The following is a 22,739-nucleotide window of genomic DNA, read 5'->3' on the forward strand; positions in this document are numbered from 1 at the left end:
CGGTGATCGGACTTATAGGTTAGCCTTAGCTATCCCCGTTGGTAAAACCGACCGCCCGGGGCTCACAGGAACCTCGCAGTGAGAGTCCAGGGTTCTCACCGGAACATCCCAGAGTATTGGCATTACCGAAAAGAACCGATGCCATCTCAGGAGACCAGACGATGACCCCAATTCCAGAGCCCACCAACACTTCTGCCGGACCGACCTACCAGGGACGGCTGCTCGATCGCCCCACCGAAGAGGTGGTCGATCAGGGTGCCGGGTTCGACATCACCACCCTGATCACTCGCCGCCGCGTGCTCAGCATCGTCGGCGCGGGGGCCGGAGCGGTTGCACTGGCCGCCTGCTCGACGACGTCGAACGGCGCAAGTGCAACCAGCACAACCACTTCCACCACTACGGCCACCGCGAGCGCAACGAGCGCAACGAGCGAAATCCCTCAGGAGACCAACGGCCCCTACCCGGCCGACGGCACCAACGGCGTCAATGTTCTCGAAGAATCAGGGATCGTGCGCAACGACATCACCTCCAGCCTCGACGGCGGAACCACAGTCGAGGGAACGCCAATGTCGTTCACCTTCACACTCACCGATATGGCGAACGACAATCGGCCGTTCGAGGGTGCGGCCGTGTACGTGTGGCAGTGCGATGCCGCCGGCCTGTATTCGATGTACTCCGAGGGCGTCGAAGACGAGACGTATCTGCGCGGTATTCAAGCTGCCGGTGCCGACGGCACGGTGACGTTCGAGACCATCGTCCCCGGCTGCTATTCCGGTCGATGGACCCACATGCACTTCGAGGTCTATCCCGACGCGGCGTCGGCAACCAACGCGGACAACGCTATTGCCACCTCGCAGGTCGCATTCCCTCAGGACATGCTCGACGCGATCTACCAGCTCGACACCTACCCGAGCTCCGCGAACAACCTGGCCCAGCTCGGCAGCCTCGACAACGACAACGTTTTCGGCGACGGCTACGACCTCGAGATGGGGACGTTCTCGGGCGACCCCACATCCGGCTACGTCGGATCCTTGGCCGTGGCCATCGACACCACCACCGAACCCGCCGCAGGCGGCGGCGGAGCACCTGCCGGAGGTGGCGGTCAGCCTCCGATGGGCGGCGGCACTCCCCCTGCAGGCGGCCCACCGGCCGACGGCACCGCACCCACCAACTGATCCCCTCTCCCCACATCACCGAAGGAAATACCATGTTGCACAACCTGACCGGATGGCACGCCCTCATCGTTCTCGCCATCCTGCTGCTCGTGTTCGGCTCCACCAAACTCCCGTCACTCGCCAAGGGCGTCGGCCAATCGCTGCGCATCCTCAAAGACGAAGTGCGCGAGGACAAGAACGCGTCACCCCGCGATGACGCGGTTGCCGACGCTTCGTCCGCCACAGTTCCGTACCGACACGCGTCGTGATCACGGCCACCGCCGCGCGGGGCACTACTGCACGGGGCACTGCCACGCGGGCTACCGCTCCGCGGGGCACCATGCCCCTGGCAGGGCATATGCGCGAGGCACGTCGCCGTGCGATCCGCGCGGCGGTGTCCCTGCTTGTCGGCATAGCGATCGGATTCGCCCTCTCCGACCAGATTCTCGACATCCTTCGCGCACCCGTCGAGGAACTCGCCCTCTCGCGCGAAGCCAGTCTCAACTTCGAAACTGTCACCGGCGCTTTCGATCTCGAACTGAGGATCGCGCTGTTCGCAGGCGTCATCGTGTCGAGTCCGGTCTGGTTGCGTGAGCTGTTCGCCTACCTCACTCCCGGTTTGACGCGTCGCGAGAAGAAGTACGTGTACGGCTTCTCCGCCGCCGCGGCCCCACTGTTCGTGGCCGGGTGCATGTTCGGATTCACCATCTTCCCGCGCATGGTCAGCGTCCTTGCCGGCTTCTCCTCCGACGAGGACAGCACCATCCTGAACGCCTCGTACTACGTGGATTTCGTCATGAAGATCGTGTTGGCGACCGGTATCGCCTTCGTCCTTCCGGCAGTGCTGGTGATGCTCAACTGCCTCGGCATCCTCTCCGCACACAGACTGCGCAGCAGCTGGCGGCTCAGTGTCGTCACCATTGCGTTGTTCAGCGCGCTGGTCACTCCCGCTGCCGACGTCCTGTCCATGTTCCTGGTCGCGTTACCGATGGCGACCCTGTTCGGTGCGGCCATTGTGATCACCGAGGTACACGACAGGCGAGCTGCCAGGCGCGCCCTCACACCCTCGAAACCGGAGCTCACATCATGTTCGGATTGACCTTCGAAAAACTGTTCCTGGTCGCGATCATCGCCGGGTTCGTTCTCGGCCCCTCACGCCTCCCCGGTTACGCCCAACAACTCGGACGGGCCGTGCGCTCAGTTCGACAGTTCGTCGACACCACTCGCAGTGCAGCGGAGGACGAGATGGGCGTTCCGCTGCGCCGCAGCCATTGGGAGACGATGGACGTGCGCCAGTACGACCCGCGACGCATCGTCGCCGACGCACTACGCGAGACCGACATCGACCCGAATACCGAGTGGCCCGGCGAGGTCCTCGTAGAGGCCGGCCGAGTGCGACCCGGTCAGAAATATCTGATCACCGGGCCCGCATCGCATCCACGCCGAATCCTCATCACTTCCCTGCCCGAAAACGACCCACGTCGCATCGCGGCGCAGGTCGTCGGCGAATGTCGCACTGCAGGTTAGAACGGCGAAAGAAGGACGTTGAGTAACACAGTCCGGCATGATGTAGCGATGACTACCAGCGTCTTGGCTGCTTCGGAGTCGGGTGTGTCCGCAATTGCGTTGTGGACCTTCATCGTCGTGGTGATCGCCGCTGTCGGTGCCGCGTGGGCTGCGTTGAGCGTGCGTCGGGTCGGCGCGAACGAGGACGTCATCTCCCGCGAGGTGGCGGCCTTGCACAATGCTGTCGATCGTCAGGTGCGCCAGTCGAGTGACAACGACTCGTGGAATCGCGATCAGGTGACCGCACGCTATCAAGAGCTGCTCTTCGCCCTGTCCAATGTGGATCGTGTTGTGGCCGAGGAGATTTCCGCAGCGGTGATCTCGACGCCGGTAGGCGATCTCGCCGCTGCGACTCGGGCGCTGAACAAGGCCTACGACCAGTTGAACCTCGCACTGAGCGCAGCACTGGTGGTGGCTCGCCGGCGCGTTCATCCCTTGGCGCTGGAGTTGTCGACGGGCATCGATCGCCGAGTGTTGACCCCGCTGGCACCCGAGACCGGAATTGCCGGCCCGCCTACGAACGCCTGCAGAGCGAGCACGCGTACATCATCAGAATGCATTCGTTGTTGCTCAAGGCGATGCGTGCCGATCTGGGTCTACTCGATCCCAGCGCCGAGGCCACACTGATCTTCACCACGAAGGAAGTGGAAACGGGTGTGCTGTCGGATCGGTCGACGGCAGCCGGACGCAGTGGGGTGCAGCTGATCAACCTGCTCGAGGATTTCGGTGTGACGCCACTGCTGGGCGCGGCGGACGACTACGTGATGTCCGACGCCCTGGTGGCCCAGTGCGAGGAGCTCTACAGCTCAGTGAGCCCGTCGTTCCAGGCAGTGATGCGGCACATCGGTGACGACATCGATCTTGCAGTGCGACCAGACCTCACCGACGAGCGACTCGACGAGATCTACGACATCGCCGTCCGTCTGGTCGAAGCCGGACTGCGCGGAAACATCCACCGCAGAGACGGATTGGACGGCAGTAGCCTGTTCCTCATCGATCCGACGCATAAGCCAGGCGTGGACCGGGTGTAGCCGGCCTCAGGGCGTAAGTGATGACGCGCGGGGTAGGAACAACTCGACGCAACGATCAAGGCGACGGATAGGGCGAGAGTCCGTTCCCATTCCTGCGAGCGCACACCGAGCTGTTCGACGGTTCAAAATCGCATCCCTCGAAGTGATGCGCGGAATAACTGCGGTCTCGACTGCCCCAGCGGACATCAGCTCGCCAAACCGCGTTCCCCTCGTCCCGTCAGAATGCGGTTCCGTACAACACCGCCACGTCTCCGCTGATGTTCGTGGCGACAATGTACGAGCCGTTCCGGCTGGCAGTCACTTGCTGGTAATCGCTTGCGTTGTTGTTGATGTCGATGTTGCTGGCGTAGGGGGTACTGCGTGAGGGGTCGTTCAAGTGCTTGGACACATCGATGACGTACAGCTTGCCGTGGGTGACCACGAAGGCCCGTTTTCCATCTGCGGTCGTCGCGATCGAGTGCGCGTAGTCATTGATGTTGATGTAGGAAACTGCGGGTTGCGCTGCCTCAAGATCCACATAGGCCACGGTATTGCTGGTCGAGTGATTCGTGATCCAGCCTCTCGTCCCGTCCGCGCTGATTGCCATGAAACCGACTTGATCGTAGGAATCGAACGTGTCGGTGATCCTGATGGGTTCCAATGTTTCGGAGATCAAATCGATGACGTCCACGGAACCATTGGCGTTGTAAACCATTGCGCGCGTTCCGTTCGCGCTGATGACGACCGACCGAGGTGATCCACTGACCGCCACTGTCTGCGTCGGTTGAGTCCCGCCTTCGTTGATGATGGTCACCGTTCTGGACTGGTAATTTCCAATGATGGCTTTGGATCCGGTCGCGCTGATCGCGACAGCCGCCGGGCTCGTTCCGATATTGATCGGAGCGCTGACCGACGTTGTGACGCCATCGAAGTCGAGGACTATCGCTGTGCCGTTGGATGAGTCGACGACGATTGTGCGCCGACCATCATCACTGGTGGAAATGCGGGATGCCTGGCCACCGACGTTTACCGTCGTCCTAATCGGAACGCCGGTTGAGTAGTCGACGACGGTCACCGTTCCGGCCGACCCGTTGGCTACGTACGCGCGAGTACCCGCAGCGTTCACTGCGATGTCCGTCGCAGATGAAGACAGTTCGACCTTGACTACGTCGGGCTTCGGTGCAGCAGTCGTGTCTACGACGTACAAGGCATTCGTGCCATCGATGACGAAGGATTTCTTTCCGTCCGCAGAAGTCACGATGTCGATGGGTGCTCCGGACGCACCCAAGCTCGTCGACACCGACGCACCGATGCGGTAGTTGGTCGCAACGATTCCTACGTCGTCGAACCCCTTCTGCAGTGCTTGGATCTCGTCCACGCTGAAACCCTGTGCTTTCGCGGAACCGATGATCGCCGAGCGGGCGTCTGTGAAGCCTGAGGTGACACTGAGCTTGTACAGCGAATGAAGCACAACCCGTTGCCATTCCACGCTGGTGACGCCCTGGGTTCGATCGTCGGCCATTGCAGCGGATACCGCGGAGCTGAAGATCGTGCTGTTGTTATACGCTCGATATCCACCGCCGGGCTTGTCGTCGCGCTCATTTCCTTTCGATCCATCAAAATCGTCGTAGTGGTAGTGAAAGTCGTTACCCTCGCTCTTGACGGCGCCCGGAACCAGGTTGTTCCTGAACGCACATTGGGACAGAGCCTTCTGGTCGTCCGGGACGGAATCGCAGACAAGCATATCCTCACCGAAATCGAACCGACCACGATTGCTCATCGGCTTGTTCTCGATGAGGTTGCCCATCAGGTCGGCGTACGCCTCCTTCATCGCGTAACCCTCGGGGTTGTAGTCGAGGCCCTTGCCGTCGCCCACAATCATCTTTTCGACGATGTGCGTGTATTCGTGAGCAACTATGTCGCGAGCCGCCTCACTGCCGTATCCGAAAATCATGTCGCTCGACGCCAAATTCGTTCCAGCGCCAGCTATTATCTCGATTTTCGGAACTATATATACATCGGTTGCGTGCCCGTATGCACCGCCGTCTGCATTGTTCCTCCCCGATGGGATTTCGAATCCCAGTACGTTTCGATAATGATTCGAGACATATTGGACATACCGCAGTGCGGTGAGCGCCGCGCCATCGGGCGAACCGGTCTGCGTCTTCACGAGCACCGCGTCTTCGGCATCATCCCGCGTCGCCCTGTATACCCGCACGATCTGCCCGCTGATTGGGTCCACGCCCTCGTAAACGAGAGTGCTTCCTTCTGTCTTGATGTTGTAGTTGAAACTCGTTCCGCCCCAGTTCCCCTGCCGGATGGCGCTGGCACCTTCGAATTCCACATCCTCGTCGATTACGGTTCCGCTGCTCGCTCCGTTCGCGCTGACGAAGTACGTCGACACCGCACCCAGGCCAATGGTTTTCGTGTCGACTGCTGTTACTTGCCACGCGAGAGTCAGCCTCCCCGTGTTGGTATCAGGGACAATCACCTTCTCAGCGGTGAACGAGATCGAAGAAACGCTCGATGCCGCTCCGGATGACTTGGCAGCGATTGCTGCCTTCACTGCGGCAATGGCTTCGGACACCTCGTCAATACTTTCCGCCGCGGCGGTGTCAACTGCGGTCAAGTCGTTGTCGTAGGTGCTATACAGACCGGTAACGTCGCCGGATGCATTGGTCACCAACACAATCTGGGATCCGATCACGCGAATACCGTTCTGTGTCGGGCTGACGTAGTAGTACGTCTCAGCGAAGGCTGTGCCGTCACGCCTCACTTGCTGCACAGTCTTCGAAGTAATGTGCGCCGTATCCGCAAACTGCGACGGTGCTCCTATCAACGCGGCGACACGGTTGAGTGTCGCAGCTGCGTCGGCCGCGTCTTTCACGCTTGCATCGATGAATTTACCCTCGATAGTGCGTATTTCGCCATCGGAGTTCTCGACCACGTCGATCTGCCCTGTTGCCACGAGCTGAGCCAACTCGGAAAGCTGTATCGATGATGCCTGGGAAACCTGTTTGGCAACGATAGGGAGTCTGACGACGACGCTGGCATCGAAGCCCTTGCCGTCTGTCACGGACACCGTGAATCCCGTGGCGTCCTCCGCCGTCGTCGCATAGGCGGCGTGACGCGCTTGGGCAGTCGGCGTGAAGACGAATTGACCGGTGGCTGCGTTGACGGACAAAACACCCTTCGTTGGGTCGACGGCCGAGACAACGGTGAATCGAAGTGGATCAGTGTTGGGATCGACTACGTTCACTCGTCCGATCACGACAGCAGTGTTCGGGTCGACGGTGTAGCTGAAGGCCGGCGTCGCCACTATCGGAGTGCCGTCGGCCGAGGTGATAGACACCGGCACAACCACACGCGTCGTACTACCATCGTTGAGCGGTATTCGCCCGCCGGACCATGCGCTGAGGATGCGGTTGAGGAACCCCGACGGTCCATGGATGTGTTCGGATGCGTTCGTTTCAGCCACTGCCACGGTGAATGTGTCTGTGCCACCTGACGCCGTTAGCGCTGGATTCGCCGTGTAGACGTAGGTTCCGTCTGCATTCAGCTGAATCGTTCCCCTGGAGGGTGCAACCGCAAGTGCGTACTGAAGCGGATCACCGTCAGGGTCGCCGGCTCCGATGCTGCCAGACACGGTCCCATTGCTCGGGGACCCGGTGACGATCGGTGACGCGTAGGGGGATTGATTGAAGAAGGTCGATTGGAAACGCCTCGTGAGTCCCCACACCAATGCGAAGTATGGCGAGGCTCCTGTCGGAGTACTGGGGGTCGTTCCATTCGATGGCATCAAACCGAGCAGTGTCAATAGGTTTCGCTGCAGCGTCGGTTCCTGTGTCTGCGGGGCTATATCTGCATAGACCGACAGCGTTTGCGGCGCAGTCCTTGTGTGCACCGACACTGCAGCATCGATTACGTTCTGTTGCGACCCTGACGAAAAGTTGACCGCGACCTGAGCGTCGATACCGGAAGAGGGCGGCGTCCCGGCGGTTGCGGTTGCTGTCGACTTGGTTTTATTCGGCACCACCGCTGTGATAGGCGGCTCCAACGTGGGCTTTACCTGCGTAGTTGTGGGCGGCGCGCTGGTGCCCGAGTCGACGTTGGGCGCTGAGTTCGACACGGTCCCCTCGATGGAGCCGTCTCCTGTCGAAGACGAGGACTGGCCGTCATCACCGTCGATCAGATCTTCAGCTCGATCCTTTTCCGGATCTTCGGTCAGCGGGGCCGGAACCGCCGGTTCGGTCGTTGCTGCAGCGGTCGTCGGCTGTAGTGGCGGATCCGAGACAGGATCATCGACAGCCGGTGCCTCTGACTCCTCCACGACGGTCGATGAGCTGCCGGAGTCCCCGTCCACCAACTCGTCCGGGCCGATCGCTGCGCCCTCTTCCTCTTCGTCGAGATTGACCGAGTCCACAACTGCTGTGCTCGGTGATGCGACGGCGGCACCTTGGCCCGTCACCAAGGCCGCACCGACGCCTACCGTCAGGGCTCCAACCCGAAGCCATTGCACGGTGGTCGGTTCCGGCCGGGCGACCCTATGACGTCCTTTGGTCCGACGTGACTTGCGAGGACTCGAAGCGGACATGGCATTCCCCTAGCGGCAAATATCCGCCGGTGCGCGGACCTCGGACAATGCTGGCTCTCCCCGATCGTTTGCGCTATCCACCGAATAGATGACCTACCGATCCGTCGAACTACCGTAGGTAGCAACCCGTCGTGATCATCAGCGCGGTGCGTCCGCCTGCACCCAGCAGTATCTGTCCGCCGTCGGGGTCGCGCAGACTCACCGAGCGCCGTGTCCCGCCGTCACGCCCCTGACCGACACCGTCGAACCCATTGGCGACGGCGATGGAATTGACCGCCTCGAGCACGGCCCGCCACCGATCAGCCGGGATCGGCGCATCGGAACTGAACGGCACGAGAGTTACATTCAAGCCGGGCGTATTGGAATACGGCTCATCGCAGGGTGATTCGCCGCGTGTGCGGGTGGTCGACCATTCCAGCCCCGGCACCAGCGCCGAGATCGCCTCCTTGATGTCTTCCTGCATCCGCTCGAATGCGGGCTCAACCGTGCTCTGCCGACCCACTCGCTGCTTCAGCTCCTCGAACCGCAAAGCTGTCTGCTCGGCAACGATTTCCGAGTCCGCCTTCTCACGCGGACGATGCTCCCCCTCGTACGGCTCCGGTGTGTTGCTCATGCATCCCCCCAGGAACACGGCGGCCAGTATTGCTGCTGTAGCCGTGCACGCATTTCTCGGTCGTGTCATCGGGCCACTGCCACATCGGGAATGCCCGCGATCACGGCTGCTTGATTGAACTGACTCGTGGTATCCACCTTGTAGTAGTCGCTGTGACTTCCCATCCGTTCGATGATCGGGCCGGTGAATCGATCGGTGGACATGAGCGCGACGTCGGTGCCGTCGGGCATCACCACGTCGGCGGCGCGAGTCGACAGATCGTGCACTCCGGCGATCTCGCGTGGATCACCGCCGAATGCCGCCAGGGCCGCAACACCGTCTCCGCCGGACGCGAGCGTGTACGCGTCACCGGTGATGTTCAGCGCACCCAGGTTGTCGGTGCCGACACCGGGCGATCCCATGAACACCGCGTCGTCCACGCCGGCACCGTCCTGCAGCGCGAATCCTGTTGTGAGAGAGCCATAGGAGTGCCCGACGGCGGTCAGATGCGGATCGTCCGAACGTGATGCGTCGATGCCGTCGAGGAACGACGCAAGCCTGCTGCCTCCGGTCTGAGCCATGTCGTCGGACAACACCCCGACCTTCTGCGGGGCCTCGTATCCCATGTAGGCGACCGATGCGACGGTCTGTCCGGCGGCGTCGGGACTGTAGTGATCGAGTTGCCATTGCGAGAGGTCACGAATGTTCGCCGCATCGTTCACCAGGCTGCCGAGCCCCTTGTGGACGGTGCTGGTGAAGCCTGGTGTGTGTACGGATACGTGATCTGCGGTGTCCACGTCACCGACCACGACGACGGCGGTCGCCAGCGTCCGCTCCGGCGAGGCGTCGAAGGACAGCAGGTGCCGATCCGGAACCGGAACGCGCTGTCCGTCCGCGCCCAGCACGAAGCTCCCATCCGTTCCCTTCTCGAACATCAGACGTTCGACGGCATCGAGCGACGTTCGTTTGTCGAGCGCAAGTTCCAGTCGCTGTCCGTCCATCGCACTGCCGGTCTGATCGAATCGAGCCTGCGCCTCGTTGACCTGACCGTCGACGGAGCTGCGATCGAGATCCAACTGAGCGAGGTTGGCGCTCGACCGATCGGCCGCCGGAATGCCGTCGAGGTCACCGATCCAGTGGGGCCGCTCTTCTCGTACGTAGTCGCGTTGATCGTCGGTGAGCGAGTTCCACCATTGATTGTTCGCGGCGGGATGTCCCTCGGCCGGCGGCTGCGGGGCTTTCGTCGCTCCCTGATCGCTACCGATCCCCGCCGCCTCGCGCACGTCGGTACTGTCGTTGTCGCTGATCAGGTTTCGAGCAGCTTCGGTCATGATCGCAGCTGCGTTCTCCTCGATTTCTGTTCCGCGACGGACGATTTCGCCGACACGGTCGAGGAGTTCGACTTTCATCCGCTGACGGTCCGCGGCTTCGGCGTCGGTCTGATTCGGCGGTCGCTCGAAAGCCCATCTGTCCCAGAGCGTGTTGTCGTTGCACACGGCGAAGTCATTGGCGAAGGCCAGCGACGACACATCGGCGAGCGCACGCTTCAGCGCCACGACAGAATCTTCGGTGTCGTCGGTCAGCCGCTTGATCGCTCCGACTTGCGCGGCGGAGTCGGTCAGGTGATCGACGACCGCGTCGAATGCCCGACGGGCCACCTCACTTGCCTCCCCCACCCAGCCGTCGATGAGCTCGAGGCGATCGACCTGATCGCCCAGATCGATCAGTGTGCTGATTCTGCTGGTGAGCGAGCTGCTGAGCCGCTCGAGCCCCGCCGTGTCCCAGTCGTTGATTCCCCCGATGTCAACCACGCGGTCAAGGTACCAGCCCACTGCCCTCCCGACCGGGTGTTACGTTCACCGTAGTGACAGGCACCAACAGCCTCGGGGGAGGAATGTGATGGGGGATCGTCTGGAAGTCGGTGTCGCGGTGCTTCTCGACGTTGCAAGTAGAACCGACCTCGCAATCGAGATGGCGTCCGACGATCTGGCCGTGGTGGCACACGATATGTCGGCGGGTGCAGCGTGTTGGCCGGGAGCAGCAGGCGAAGCGTTCTCGGCCCTGCTGTCTGCGTGGGATGCAGCCGACGCGACACTGTCGACCGACGTGAAAGATCTTGCTCGAAAACTGCAGGCATCTGCACGCGAATACGCCGAGGCCGAGGCTCGAACAGAAGCGCAGATTCGCGGTACCGGCTGAACTACACCGGGCGGAAGCCCGCACCCGGAGCCCCCGATGCACTCAGCAAATGCAGCGATTCCGACGCGGAAGCGTACGCGGTGGGACTGAGCAGCGGAACGCCCGAGGCATGGCTGGCGATTCCGATCAGCGTAGTTCCGGCCACTAGCGGAGCTCCGGAGTCGGCCCAGACGGTGACGGCGTCGGACATGAGGTCGCTGCCCCGAGTGTCGACGATGGTGCCGCACGTCAGTCCGCTGCCGAGCCCGCTCTTGCAGACCGGCTGTCCCACCGATCCGATGCCGATGTCCGTCACGGTGATTCCGCCCAGACTCGACACCGGCGTGACCTTGGTGGGATCGAGGACGATGACGCCGTAGTCGGGTCCCCAATGCCCGACGGCCGTAGTGCCGACCGGGGCGGCAGGCGATCCGACGAGCGTGACGGGCAGACCCGTGCGCAGAATGCAGTGCCCTGCGGTGAGAGCAACGAGTCGACCGGCGTCGTCGTATCCGACGGCCGCGATGGAGCATGCGGTGAGATCGTCGATGCCCCCGGTGGTGACGAAACCACTGCCGGGCCCCACGACCGGAAGAGGTGCTGCGGCAGCGGTTCCGGGGGCCATCGCGCTGACGGCCATTACCGCGGCGGCGAACAGTCCACTGACAACACTGAGCCGGGCATTCTTCATTGTGGGCATTCCTCGTCAGTTCGAAGGTATGTCTGCAGCGGCCAGCGTGAATTGCACAACGTCGATGCGTGAAATCTTGAATCGCGCCGACGAGCCGGTGAGGTACTGCACGTACTTGTCGTAGGTCGCCTCCGAGGACACGGCAATGGCCTCGTCCCGGGACGCGATCAACTTCTCGGCCCACGTGTCGAGGGTCCTCGCGTAGTGCAGCCTCAGGGGGTGTTCCCGCAGCAACTCGAACCCGGCGTCGGCCGCCTTGGACTTGATCACCTTGACGAGTGTCAACTGACCGCCGGGGAAGATGTCGCGCAGAATGAAGCGTGAGAAATGCGCGTCCTCGCGTGTGAGTCCACCCGCACCGGACGCCGGATCGGGCGGCGTGATGACGATGGTGTGCAACAACATTCGCCCGTCGTTCGCCAGTACCGAGCGGCACTTGGCGAAGAACGCCGAGTATCGGTTGCGCCGAAAATGCTCGAACGCGCCGATACTGACGATGCGGTCGACGGGCTCGTCGAATTCTTCCCACCCCTGCAACCGGATGTCGACGGTGCGGTCGGTCGACAGGCCGGCAACAACGGTGCGTCCGTGCTCGTACTGGTTCCGGCTCAACGTCAGACCGATGACGTTGACGTCGTACTTCTCGACCGCCCGCTTGGCGAGAGCTCCCCAACCGCAGCCGATGTCGAGCAATGTCATCCCCGGCTTCAGGTCGAGCTTGCCGAGGGCAAGGTCGATCTTGGCCGTCTGCGCCTCCTCCAGCGTCATATCCTCACGCTCGAAGTAGGCGCAGCTGTACGTCATACTCGGATCGAGGAACAGAGCGAAGAACTCGTCCGACAGGTCGTAATGTGCACGCACGTCATCGACGTACGGCTCCAGTTGTTCGCTCATCACGCCACACCTTTCCCCACAGCATCGGTGCCGATCACTCGGCCTAGTGCACGGGCACCGAACTCGCCCAGCATGTTTTCGTGTTCTACATCCACCCGGTGAACCGAAATCCGGCCGTCCACAAATCCCGTCCAGTGCTCCGCACCGTGTGAGTCGCGGGCGGCGAAGTAGTGCACCGGACCCGCGAACACCGCCGGCGCGTACGACGCCACCCAGGTGGGAGCCGCCGCGACGGGACGATACATTCGCCGCAGATGATCCACGGTCAGAAACGCCAGTTCGCTTCTGTTCTCGCGCAATCGATCCACGATGGTCTCGAACGAGTCACCCTCGACCCCGAGCTGACGAGCGAGATCGTCGATGCCGAACTCCGTGGCACCGTCAGGTGCCGAGAGCTGCGCGTCGACGAGCGAGAGCAGTGCGACGTCCTCACCCTCCGACTGCAGTTGCGTGGCAACCGCATGCGCGATCACGCCGCCGAGCGACCACCCGACCAGGTGATAGGGACCGTGCGCCTGAACACCTCGGATCTCGCGTACGTATCTCTCGGCGAACTCCTCGATCGAGGACGGCGGCGCTTCACAGTCGGCGATGCCCGGCACCTGCAAGCCGTACAGCGGACGGTCGGTCTCCCCGAGCAGCGAGAAGTAACTCCATGCGATTCCGATGGCCGGGTGCACACAGAACAGCGGTGCGCCCACGCCCTCGGTTCGCAGCGGTAGCACCACATCGAAGGCACTGTCGACACCGTGCTCGCCCACGTCGAGTTGCGTTGCCAGAGCCGAGATCGTGGGGTGCACCAGCAGCAGGCTGATGGGCAGCCGACGTCCCAGCCGGTCCCCCAGCGCATCCATCACCTGCACCGCCGAGAGGGAGTGCCCGCCGAGATCGAAGAAGTTGTCATCCACACCGATGTCCTCGCCGGCCACCTGCAGTACGTCGGAGAACACGTCGTGCACCAACACTTCGTTTTCGGACCCCGGGGCACGTCGTTCGGTCGACATCACCGAGGGCTCGGGCAGTGCGCTCACATCGACTTTGCCCGACAACGTCATCGGCAGTGCGGCGACGACGGTCACGGTACTCGGCACCATGTACGCCGGGAGCGTCCTGGCCAGGAACTCGCGAGCCTCCCGCGGTTCGACGCCTCCCACCACGTAGGCAGCGAGCGAGTGCGCATGTCCGATCACGCTGGCCTGAAGTACATTCCGGTGTCGCAGCAGCGCCGCTTCCACTTCGGACAGTTCGACGCGATGACCACGAATCTTGACCTGCGAATCCACCCGGCCGAGATATTCCAGTTCGCGACCGCTGCTCTGAACAACCCAGCGCACAAGATCGCCGGTTCGGTAGAGCCGTCCGTCCCCGAACGGATTGGCGACGAAGCTATTTGCCGTCGTTCCGCTCTGCCCCACATATCCTTCGGCAAGACCGGATCCGCCCAGGTACAGCTCCCCGACGACGTTGTTTCCCACCGGGCGGAGACGGGCATCGAGGACCACGGCGTCGTAGCCGCGAATCGGCCCACCGATGGTCACCGGACCCGCTGCCTCTGCCGAGCCCCAGTCACGCTGGTCGGTGCAGGTGCTCATGACGGTTCCCTCGGTGGGACCGTAGGCGTTGAACACCGAGCGATGACGTGACCATCGCTGCAGCAGAGCAGAATTGGCGGCTTCGCCCGCCATCACGACCACCCGAAGCGACGGCACGGCCTTTGCGTCGGTCACCTGCAGCACGGTCGGCGTGAGGCAGGCGTGGGTCACCTGGTGTCGATCGATGAGCGCTTCGAGCTCGCGCCCTCCATGCACCTCGGTCGGAACGATCACCACGCTGGCTCCCGCACCGACGGCCATCAGTGTCTCGAAGATCGACGCATCGAAACTCGGGGATGCGAACTGGAGCACTCGCGATTCCGGCTCCACCCCAAAGAGATCTAGTTGGCTCTGAACCAAATTCGCGATGCCGCGGTGCGTCACCCGCACGCCCTTGGGCACCCCGGTCGAACCGGAGGTGTAGACGACGTAGGCCACGCTGTCCAGCGGTGCTGCACGAACATCGACACGGTCGAGCTCGTCGCCGGTGACGCTCACCCAGTCGCCACCGATGGAATGGAAGTCGGCAGCCGAGATTCCCGTCACCGGGGCTGCGCGATCGAGGATCTCCTGCACCCGGGCAACGGGTTGGGAAGGGTCGATGGACAGGAAGCCGGCACCGGTCTTGGCCACGGCCCACATCGCGACGAGGTACTCGACGGATCGGGGATAGGCAATCGCCACCAGGGCGCCGGGCCGAGCGCCTGCGCGTATCAGACTGTCTGCCAGTGCATTCGACTGTCGGTCCACCTCACGGTAGGTCAACGATCGTGACCCGTGGATCACCGCGGTATTGTCCGGCCAGCTGGTCACGGCCTGCTCGAACACCGCCCCCAGAGTGCATTCGGATGTGCTGCCGCGGTGGGAAGCAACGGCCGACGGGGCGTGCCCGAATTCTGCACTGCCGAGCCGAAAGTTCGGCTGCGTGGAGACCATCGTCAACACCTCGGCCAGGCGCTCGGCGAGTCCGAGAATCACCGATCGTGAGAACCGTGCGGGTGAGTACCCGAGATGGCCGATCAGTCCGGCCTCGGACTCGTCGACCAAGACCTCCAGGTCGAACTGTGTCGCCGTGATGTCCACCCGACGCGGGGTGATCGACGACGACCCCAGTTCGATTGTCGGAGTTGCCGTATCACCGAACGCAAGAAGTACCTGGAACAGCGGATGAGTATCGACGGCGCGAGTGGGTTGCACCGCGTCCACCACCCACTCGAACGGGACGTCCGAGTGCGCGAAGGCATCGAGATCCCGGTCGCGGACCACGGTCACGAAATCCTCGAACGTCGTCGACGGATCGACCTCTGTCCTGAGTACAACGGTCCCGACGAACATGCCGACAAGGTGGTCGAGCGCCGGGTCGGATCGGCCCGCCACCGGGGTTCCGATGGCGATGTCCTGGGTTCCACTGGATTCGGCGAGCACGGCGGCCAGCGCCGCGTGGACCACGACGAACACCGTTGCGCCCAACCGATGCGCGAGCGAACGCAGCCGCGTGAGGGTGTCCGGGCCGACGGAGAACTCCACGGCAGTCGCATGGGCCGAGGGATCAGGGGTTCCGGTCGGCAGGTCGAGGAACTCCGGCACGCCGGCCAGGATGCGACGCCAGAACTCGAGCTGATCCGACGCCACGGCGTCGAGCACATCCCGCTGCCACACTCGATAATCCGAATAGTCGATTGCGAGAGGGCCGAATTCCGTTACGGATCCCGACATTCGAGCCAGCAGGGCAATCTCGACGTCTCGGGCCAGTGGACGGAGCGAAAGGCCATCGATCGCGATGTGGTGCGCGACGACGGACAGCATCCGCTCGCCGCCTCGATCCACCAAGCCCAGTCGCAGCGGCGCTTCGAGGGTCAGGTCGAAGCCGTGCAGGGGCGACGCATCGTTCACTGCATGAGCATCGTCCAACGTCGACAGCACGATCTGCGGGTCGAGAACAACGGTGACGGGACCGTCCGTAGCCGACGGATACACCGTCCGCAGCGGTGTATGCCGTTCCAGCACATCCGCTATCGCGGCTCGCAGAACATCGAGGTCCAGGTCTGCCGGAAGCGGCACCTCGAAGGCGATGTTGTATGCGGCCGAGGCCGGGTCGTATCGATTCTGCAGCCAGATTCGTCGCTCGGCCGGGGCAAGGCCGGGGTAGGATCGCGCGTCCGGATCGTGGACCAGAGCCGGTAGCGGTGTGTAGTTCTCGGACAGCAACTCGATCGCGGACGCGAGCTGTGCCGCAGTGGGCGACTCGAAGATGGTCCGCACCGGTACGTGGGTGCCGAGCGCCGCACTGATGCGGGTGGCAGCACGCGTCGCGACGAGAGAGTCCCCGCCGAGGACGAAGAAATTGGCGTCGACGGCAGGATCGTCGATGCCCAGCAGGTCGGCGAAGATTCCGAGCACCACCTCCTGCGCCAAGGTGCGCACCGCCGCGGGATCGCCGCCATGCAGCGTGTCCGAGTGCAGCGTCTCCGAGTACAAGGCTGCGAGATCCACTTTGCCGTTGCCGGTCAGCGGAATACCGTCGATCCGGGTGATAGCGGCCGGCTGCATCGACAACGGCAGTCTGTCCAGTAGCCAATGGGCAGCGTCCTGCGGATCGAGACCCACGACCCAAGCGTGAATTCTGTTCTCACGCACAGCGGTTACTACTCCGCTGACGTCGGGGTGCGCCGTCAGTGCACTCTCGATCTCCCCCAGTTCGATGCGCACACCGTTGATCTGGACCTGGTCGTCCCGGCGCCCGCGGTAGTCGAACATGCCCGAGGGTTGCTGCCGAACGAGGTCACCGGTCCGGTACATCCGCGTGCCGCCGGGTGCCGCGACGAAGCGCGCGGCGGTCGACGCCGGGTCCGCGTGGTAGCCGCGAGCCACACCCGAGCCTGCGAGGTACAGCTCCCCGACGCCAACGACCGGCACCGAGTGCAACCGGTCGTCGAGTACGAACGCTCCCACGTGCGCCAACGGCCGACCGATGGTGACCGACTCACCGGCGCGAAGTGACTCGGCCAGCGTGGACACCACCGTCGCCTCACTGGGACCGTAGGCGTTCAGCATCGACCGTCCCGCCGACCAGTCGTCCACAACACCGGTGCCCAGCACGTCTCCGCCGACCGCGACGGTCTCGATCCCAGGGGTCGGCGGCACGGTAGCCAACACCGCAGGTGTGGACAGGTAGTGCGTGACGCGATGCGCAGTGAGGAAAGCCGACATCTCGTCCCCGCCGAGTAGGTCGGGCGGCGCGATCACCATGGTTGCCCCGGCCCCGAAGGCAAGGACCAGCTCGAGTACAGCGGCGTCGAAGTTCACCGAGTATCCATGCAGCACGCGCGAACTCGATGTCACGCCGTACCGCGGGATCACCTGCTGCGCGAGAGCGTGCACACCCCGGTGCGTCACCATCACGGGCTTGGGCGTTCCCGTCGAACCCGACGTATGGATCACGTAGGCGGGGTGCTCGGGCTTCAGCGATGCCAACCGGTCCGCGTCGGTCAGGGGCAGATCGCTGAAGTCCTGGGTCTGAGTCTCGTCGAGCCAGTGCACAGGTGGCTCGATGCCGCCGAACCCGATCTCGATGTGCTCCAACATCTGTTCTCGCCGAGCCGCCGGGTAACGCGGGTCCACGGGCACGAATGCGCCGCCAGCCTTCACCACGCCCCACAGCTCAACGATGTACTCGGCCGAGCGTTCGAGGGACAGAGCAACAAGAGTTTCCGGTCCGACGCCGTGTGAAATCAATAGGCGTGCAATCCGATTCGAGCGACGATCGAGCTCGGCGTACGTCACCGATTCCAGGCCGTCGATAGCAACAGTGTCGCCGGAAACAGCTGTGTCACGGCACAACACGTCGAGCAGCGTTCCGTCGGCCGGCGAGGAAGGCAGTGCCGGCGTCTCGGCAAGGGCCAGGTCGCCGACGACCACAGCGGGGTTCGCCACCGCCGCGCTCAGGATGCTCAGAATCACCGAGGCGAAGTGTTCGACGGTAGCCCGCTCGTACAGGTCCAACGCGTACTCGATCTGGCCGGCGAGGACCGCCGAATCACCGTAGTCCTCGGCCAGCACGAGCGTGAGATCGAACTCCGAGGTGCGAGTGGGTAACTCCAGTACCGAGACGGGCAGGTCCTCGACCGATCGGTGCGGCGCGTTGTCGAATGCCAGCATCACCTGGAACAGCGGATGCCGGTCGAGGGATCGATCGGTCGTCAGGGTGTCGACGATGCGCTCGAACGGGACGTCGGAATGTGAGAATGCATCGAGGTCTGCGGTGCGGACTGCATCGAGCAAGGACGCGAAACTTGCCGACGGGTCCACAGTGACTGCGAGAGGCAGGGTTCCGACGAACATCCCCACCATCTCGTCGAGGGCTTCGTGACCTCGCCCGGCAGTCGGAGACCCGACCACCACCCGGTTCGAGGTACCGAACCGACTCAGGGCCGCAGCCACGGCGGCATGGACAACCATGAACGTGGTCGAGTTCGTCGATCGGGCCAGCTCACGAATACCCGCGTGCAGTTCCGATCCGATCTCGAAGGGGACCGAGTCCGTCATCATCGATTGCACCGATGGCCGGGGGAAGTCCGCTGGTAGCTCCGCAGCTGCGGTGTCGGCATCACCCAGAACCGAATCACTCAAGACTGAAGCCCAGAACGAGAGCTGTTTGTCGGCAACCGAATCCACCATTACCCGGTTCCACACCGCGTACTCGCCGTACTGCGCACGCAGACGTGGCCATGTGGGCGCGTGACCTGCTCCACGAGAGGCGTGGGCGAAGGCGAAGTCGCGCACGAGTGGGTCGACCGACCACCCGTCCATCGAGATGTGGTGCACCACCACGACGACGACGGTGTCGCCGGATTCTTCCACGCTCAGAAGAGTTGCACGGATGGGTACTTCGGCCGACACATCGAACCCCTCGGCCGCGGCCGCTGCGACAGCAGAGTCCAGATCCCGCTCGGACACAGTGCGCTCGGGCACCTCGGCCAGGACGGTATCGGTAGGCCGCACCACCTGCCGCGGCCCGTCGCCGTCGGACGGGTAGTACGTGCGCAGGGCTTCGTGTCGTTCGATGACGTCGCGGAGAGCCGTCAGAACCATCGACGGATCGTCCCCAGCTCCCACTCGAACGGCCACCGGCATGTTGTACGCGGGTGATGCAGGATCGAACTGGTTGAGGAACCACAGCCGCTGTTGCGCGTACGACAGCGGGACACGTTCGGGCAGCACGGTATCGAGTAGCTCGAGCGACACCTCGCGCGTCGCGGACGAGTCGATAGCCGCCGCGACGGCGCGAACCGTGGGGTCGGCAAACAACGCGGTCAACGAGATCGAGGACCCGAGGCGAGCGAGAACTCGGGTGGCACTGAGCGAGTCACCGCCGAGCTCGAAGAAGGAGTGCTCACGCCCCACATCCTCGACACCGAGGACGTCGGCGAATGCTTTCGTGACGGTGCGTTCGGTGTCCGTTTGCGGCGCAACGTAGTCGGTGGTGACCGATGCGATGGGGGCCGGCAACGCACGACGGTCCACCTTGCCGCTCGAAGTGATGGGTAGTGCGTCCAGAACAACAACGGTGCCGGGAACCATCCAGGCGGGCAGGCGGTTTCGGAGATGACCGTCCAGCCCCGCCGAGACTCCGGTGACGTACAGGACGAGTCGGTCGTCGCGAACGACGGCCACAGCGGCGGTCACTCCCGCACACGTCGTTGCCGCGGCCTCCACCTCGCCGAGTTCGAGACGACGCCCGTGCAGTTGGATCTGCTGATCACTGCGGCCGAGGTACTCCATCGTGGAACCGTCGTACGACCTGCGGACGATGTCTCCGGTGCGGTACATCCGAGCTCCGGGTACCCCCGGGTCTGCGACGAACCGCGTCGAGGTCACGCCCGCCTGCCCGCTGTACCCGCGGGCGAGTCCATCGCCGCCGAGATAGAGCTCGCCGACACCTCCACAGGGCGTGGGCCGCAGGTGCGCGTCGAGCACCAGCCCGCGGACACCCGGCAGCGGAGCACCGATGGTCACTCGTTCGGCAGCCTGCATAGGCTCGGACAGCGTGGCCAACACCGTCGTCTCGGTCGGCCCGTAGGCGTTGAGCATCGCCGCATCGGCCGCGACGAACCTGTCGCGCAACGCAGGAGGGCATTCCTCTCCCCCGACGTCGAACACGTCGATGGAGCTGAGGTCGTCGGTATCGAGAGTGGCCAGCACCGTCGGCGAGGTGATCAGATGCGTGATCTTCTCGCGGTCCAACACGTGGGCGAGGGCAGGACCGGCGTAGACGTCTGCCGGGGCGATCACCAGGGTGGCACCCGCAGCGAATGCGGCAAGGATCTCCTGGATGGACGCGTCGAAGACCGGCGAGGCCGCGTGCAGCACCCGCGAGTCGGGAGTGACGCCGTACCGGTCGACGACGTTGGCGGCGAGTTGCGCGAGTCCGCGGTGAGTGACGCTGACGGCCTTGGGTTTCCCGGTCGACCCCGAGGTGTGGATGACGTAGGCCTCGTTGTCGACGTGCAGGGTGGGCGGCGAGAACGCGATCGGGTCTGCGTCGAGTAGGTCCTCGATGTCGAACCAATGGATCGTGCTCGGAAGTTGTTCCAGCACAGCCCCGGTGGTGACACCGAACTCGACGTTCGCCTCGGCGAGTACTGCAGCCAGCCGCTCGGCAGGCTCGGTCGGGTCGAGTGGAACGAACGATCCGCCCGACATCGAGACTGCCCACGACGCCAGCACCGATTCATAGGAGCGCTCGATTGCTACGGCAATGCGCCTGTCCGGGCCTGCACCGATCGAGACCAACTGCGCAGCAATATGTTCCGCAACCCTGGTGAAGTCGTCACTGGATTGATCGACTCCGGTGGCACGCACCACGGCACCGGCCGTCAACAGCGAGGGCAGCAGCGCGGCGGTTGCGGTGGCAGATGCGCCGATCACCTCTTCCTCGGCGTCGATCAGCTCCAACTCGGACACAGCGAGTCCCTCGGGTGCATGAACCACCTCGCCGAGGAGAGCCAGGAAGCGTCGATGGTGCGCTGCGAGCTCATCGGTGGTGTACAGCGCCGGGTTACCGAGGAAGTCGACGCGGGTACTCGTGCCGGCGACACCGGGGTAGACGTTGACCATCATGTCGTCGATGGGTCCGCTGGAGAGCACGCGGTATTCGCCGATGACGTCGCCGAGCCGAATTGTGCTGTTGTACATCATGATGTTGACCGTCGGACCGAACACTCCGCGTCCGGCGGCGGCACTGCCGGTGCCGTCGCCCGTTGCCCGCTGCATGTCCTCGACGCGGAACCTCTGATGGCGCAGTGCGCCGGTGAGTTCCACCTGAATCCGTCGAAGGAGTTCTTCGACGGTGACGCCCGGTTCGACACCGATACGCAGCGGCACGACGTTGGACATCATGCCCGACGATTCCCGCAGTTTTGTGGTCGCTCGGCCCGATACCGGCAAGCTGAGCATGACGTCTTCGGTGTCGGTCATGCGCGCGAGATAGAGCGCGAACGTGGCGAGCACAACGGGAACGTCGGAGGAGTTGTACCGATGTGCCACTGCGGCAACGGCTTCGGTGAGATCCGCGTTCAACACGGCACCGACACTCACCGTCACTCCGCTGGGAGCGGCCGGTTCACTCGGGCTACCGGCCAGCCTGGGGGCCTCGAGGTGGCCGTCGAGTCGGCCCAGCCAGTACTGACGGTCGGTCTCGTAGCGGGAGGAGTCGGGGTACGCGGCCTCGTAGTCGTAGATCTCCCGCACTCCGATGGCACGAGTCTTCGGAATCTCGGTGCCCGAGATCAACGCGGTGTAGACCGCAGCGGTGCGCTCCTGCACCGAGATTGCGCCGAGGCCGTCCATCACGATGTGGTGCGCCCGGCTGTACCAGTAGTAGTGGCACGGGCCTACCTGGATGATCTCGGAGGCAATCAGTTGGTCGCGAACCAGATCCACGGGCTGTCGGTACTGCTCGTCCATGTAGCGCTGGGCATCCTCGATGGGATGGTCGCGGTCGGTGAAGTCGCGGTAGATCATGGCGTACGGCACTCGCAGGTCCGACCACTGGTACGGGTGACCGTCGTCCACGCCGATCCGCACTGCAGGCGATTCGAGCCGTCGGCAGGCGATGTCCGTGGCACGAATCAACACGGCCGGATCGATATCGCCGCGGATCTCGACGTATTGCGCAATGGTGAACGGCACGTCCGGTGCCAGCTGCTGAGCGAGGTAGATATTCATCTGAGCAGCCGACAGGGGGAAGCGGCCATCCTCGAACCGCTCGTCCGCCTCTGGCGACACTCCCCGACCTCCTCAACGGACGCGCCCTGACGGCTTCGATTCGGCCGGCGCGCCGCTTATCGACGTCGATCTTTCATCGCCCATTACAAACTAGTCGACCGGCTGTGAATGCTCTACCTGGATCGGACGACAGGTACGCCAGATTGTCCACTCCCCTTTAGGCTGTGCACGCGAATACATTT

Annotated in this window: 13 protein-coding genes; 7 read left to right on the plus strand and 6 right to left on the minus strand. The window is 63.5% G+C overall.

From position 1 onward, the window contains the following. The first annotated feature begins 161 nt into the window (after positions 1 to 161). From CH305_RS05210 to CH305_RS05235, 6 genes are read left to right on the plus strand one after another with little or no spacing between them, the layout of a single operon-like run. On the plus strand, positions 162 to 1,175 hold the full coding sequence (locus CH305_RS05210) for a 3,4-dioxygenase subunit beta (RefSeq protein WP_094703014.1): 1,014 nt from the start codon (positions 162 to 164) through the stop codon (positions 1,173 to 1,175). 32 nt (positions 1,176 to 1,207) lie between these two features. Further along, positions 1,208 to 1,423, plus strand: a complete 216-nt coding sequence (locus CH305_RS05215; RefSeq protein ID WP_094703015.1) for a twin-arginine translocase TatA/TatE family subunit — start codon at positions 1,208 to 1,210, stop codon at positions 1,421 to 1,423. Beyond that, entirely contained in the window at positions 1,420 to 2,253 is an 834-nt protein-coding gene (tatC, locus tag CH305_RS05220; protein WP_256983551.1) for a twin-arginine translocase subunit TatC, read from the plus strand. Before CH305_RS05215 ends, tatC begins: the two co-directional genes overlap by 4 nt. Then, entirely contained in the window at positions 2,241 to 2,681 is a 441-nt protein-coding gene (locus CH305_RS05225; RefSeq protein WP_094703016.1) for a preprotein translocase, read from the plus strand. The genes tatC and CH305_RS05225 overlap by 13 nt, the downstream gene beginning before the upstream one ends. A gap of 48 nt (positions 2,682 to 2,729) precedes the next feature. After that, on the plus strand, positions 2,730 to 3,347 hold the full coding sequence (locus tag CH305_RS05230; protein ID WP_143545248.1) for a hypothetical protein: 618 nt from the start codon (positions 2,730 to 2,732) through the stop codon (positions 3,345 to 3,347). Further along, complete coding sequence (locus tag CH305_RS05235; RefSeq protein ID WP_094703018.1) at positions 3,299 to 3,751, plus strand: hypothetical protein; 453 nt, start codon at positions 3,299 to 3,301, stop codon at positions 3,749 to 3,751. Before CH305_RS05230 ends, CH305_RS05235 begins: the two co-directional genes overlap by 49 nt. 217 nt (positions 3,752 to 3,968) lie before the next feature. Here the strand turns inward: CH305_RS05235 and CH305_RS05240 are convergent, their stop codons facing one another. The 3 genes from CH305_RS05240 to CH305_RS05250 all read right to left on the minus strand — a co-directional run bounded on the left by CH305_RS05240 (position 3,969) and on the right by CH305_RS05250 (position 10,727). Then, positions 3,969 to 8,324 (minus strand): Ig-like domain-containing protein, encoded by a 4,356-nt coding sequence (locus CH305_RS05240; RefSeq protein ID WP_094703019.1) that lies wholly within the window; start codon positions 8,322 to 8,324, stop codon positions 3,969 to 3,971. A 109-nt stretch (positions 8,325 to 8,433) separates the two neighbouring features. After that, entirely contained in the window at positions 8,434 to 8,937 is a 504-nt protein-coding gene (locus CH305_RS05245; protein ID WP_179278194.1) for an LppA family lipoprotein, read from the minus strand. 65 nt (positions 8,938 to 9,002) lie between these two features. Next, positions 9,003 to 10,727 carry an alpha/beta hydrolase gene (locus CH305_RS05250; protein WP_143545249.1) on the minus strand — a complete coding sequence of 575 codons (1,725 nt, stop codon included), beginning with the start codon at positions 10,725 to 10,727 and terminating at the stop codon, positions 9,003 to 9,005. Positions 10,728 to 10,815: 88 nt separating this feature from the next. Here CH305_RS05250 and CH305_RS05255 point away from each other — a divergent pair, with 88 nt between their 5' ends. Continuing rightward, positions 10,816 to 11,115, plus strand: a complete 300-nt coding sequence (locus CH305_RS05255; protein ID WP_179278195.1) for a WXG100 family type VII secretion target — start codon at positions 10,816 to 10,818, stop codon at positions 11,113 to 11,115. A 1-nt stretch (position 11,116) separates the two neighbouring features. Here CH305_RS05255 and CH305_RS05260 read toward each other — a convergent pair whose 3' ends face one another. Genes CH305_RS05260 through CH305_RS05270 form a run of 3 tightly spaced genes read right to left on the minus strand, consistent with a single transcriptional unit; the run spans position 11,117 to position 22,557 of the window. Next, entirely contained in the window at positions 11,117 to 11,785 is a 669-nt protein-coding gene (locus CH305_RS05260) for a hypothetical protein (protein WP_094703023.1), read from the minus strand. Between the two features lie 15 nt (positions 11,786 to 11,800). Continuing rightward, entirely contained in the window at positions 11,801 to 12,679 is an 879-nt protein-coding gene (locus CH305_RS05265; protein ID WP_094703024.1) for a cyclopropane mycolic acid synthase family methyltransferase, read from the minus strand. Continuing rightward, entirely contained in the window at positions 12,679 to 22,557 is a 9,879-nt protein-coding gene (locus tag CH305_RS05270) for a non-ribosomal peptide synthetase (RefSeq protein ID WP_094703025.1), read from the minus strand. The genes CH305_RS05265 and CH305_RS05270 overlap by 1 nt, the downstream gene beginning before the upstream one ends. Between the last annotated feature and the right edge of the window lie 182 nt (positions 22,558 to 22,739).

Source organism: Rhodococcus sp. 15-649-2-2 (genome assembly GCF_002258645.1).
GTDB lineage: Bacteria > Actinomycetota > Actinomycetes > Mycobacteriales > Mycobacteriaceae > Rhodococcoides.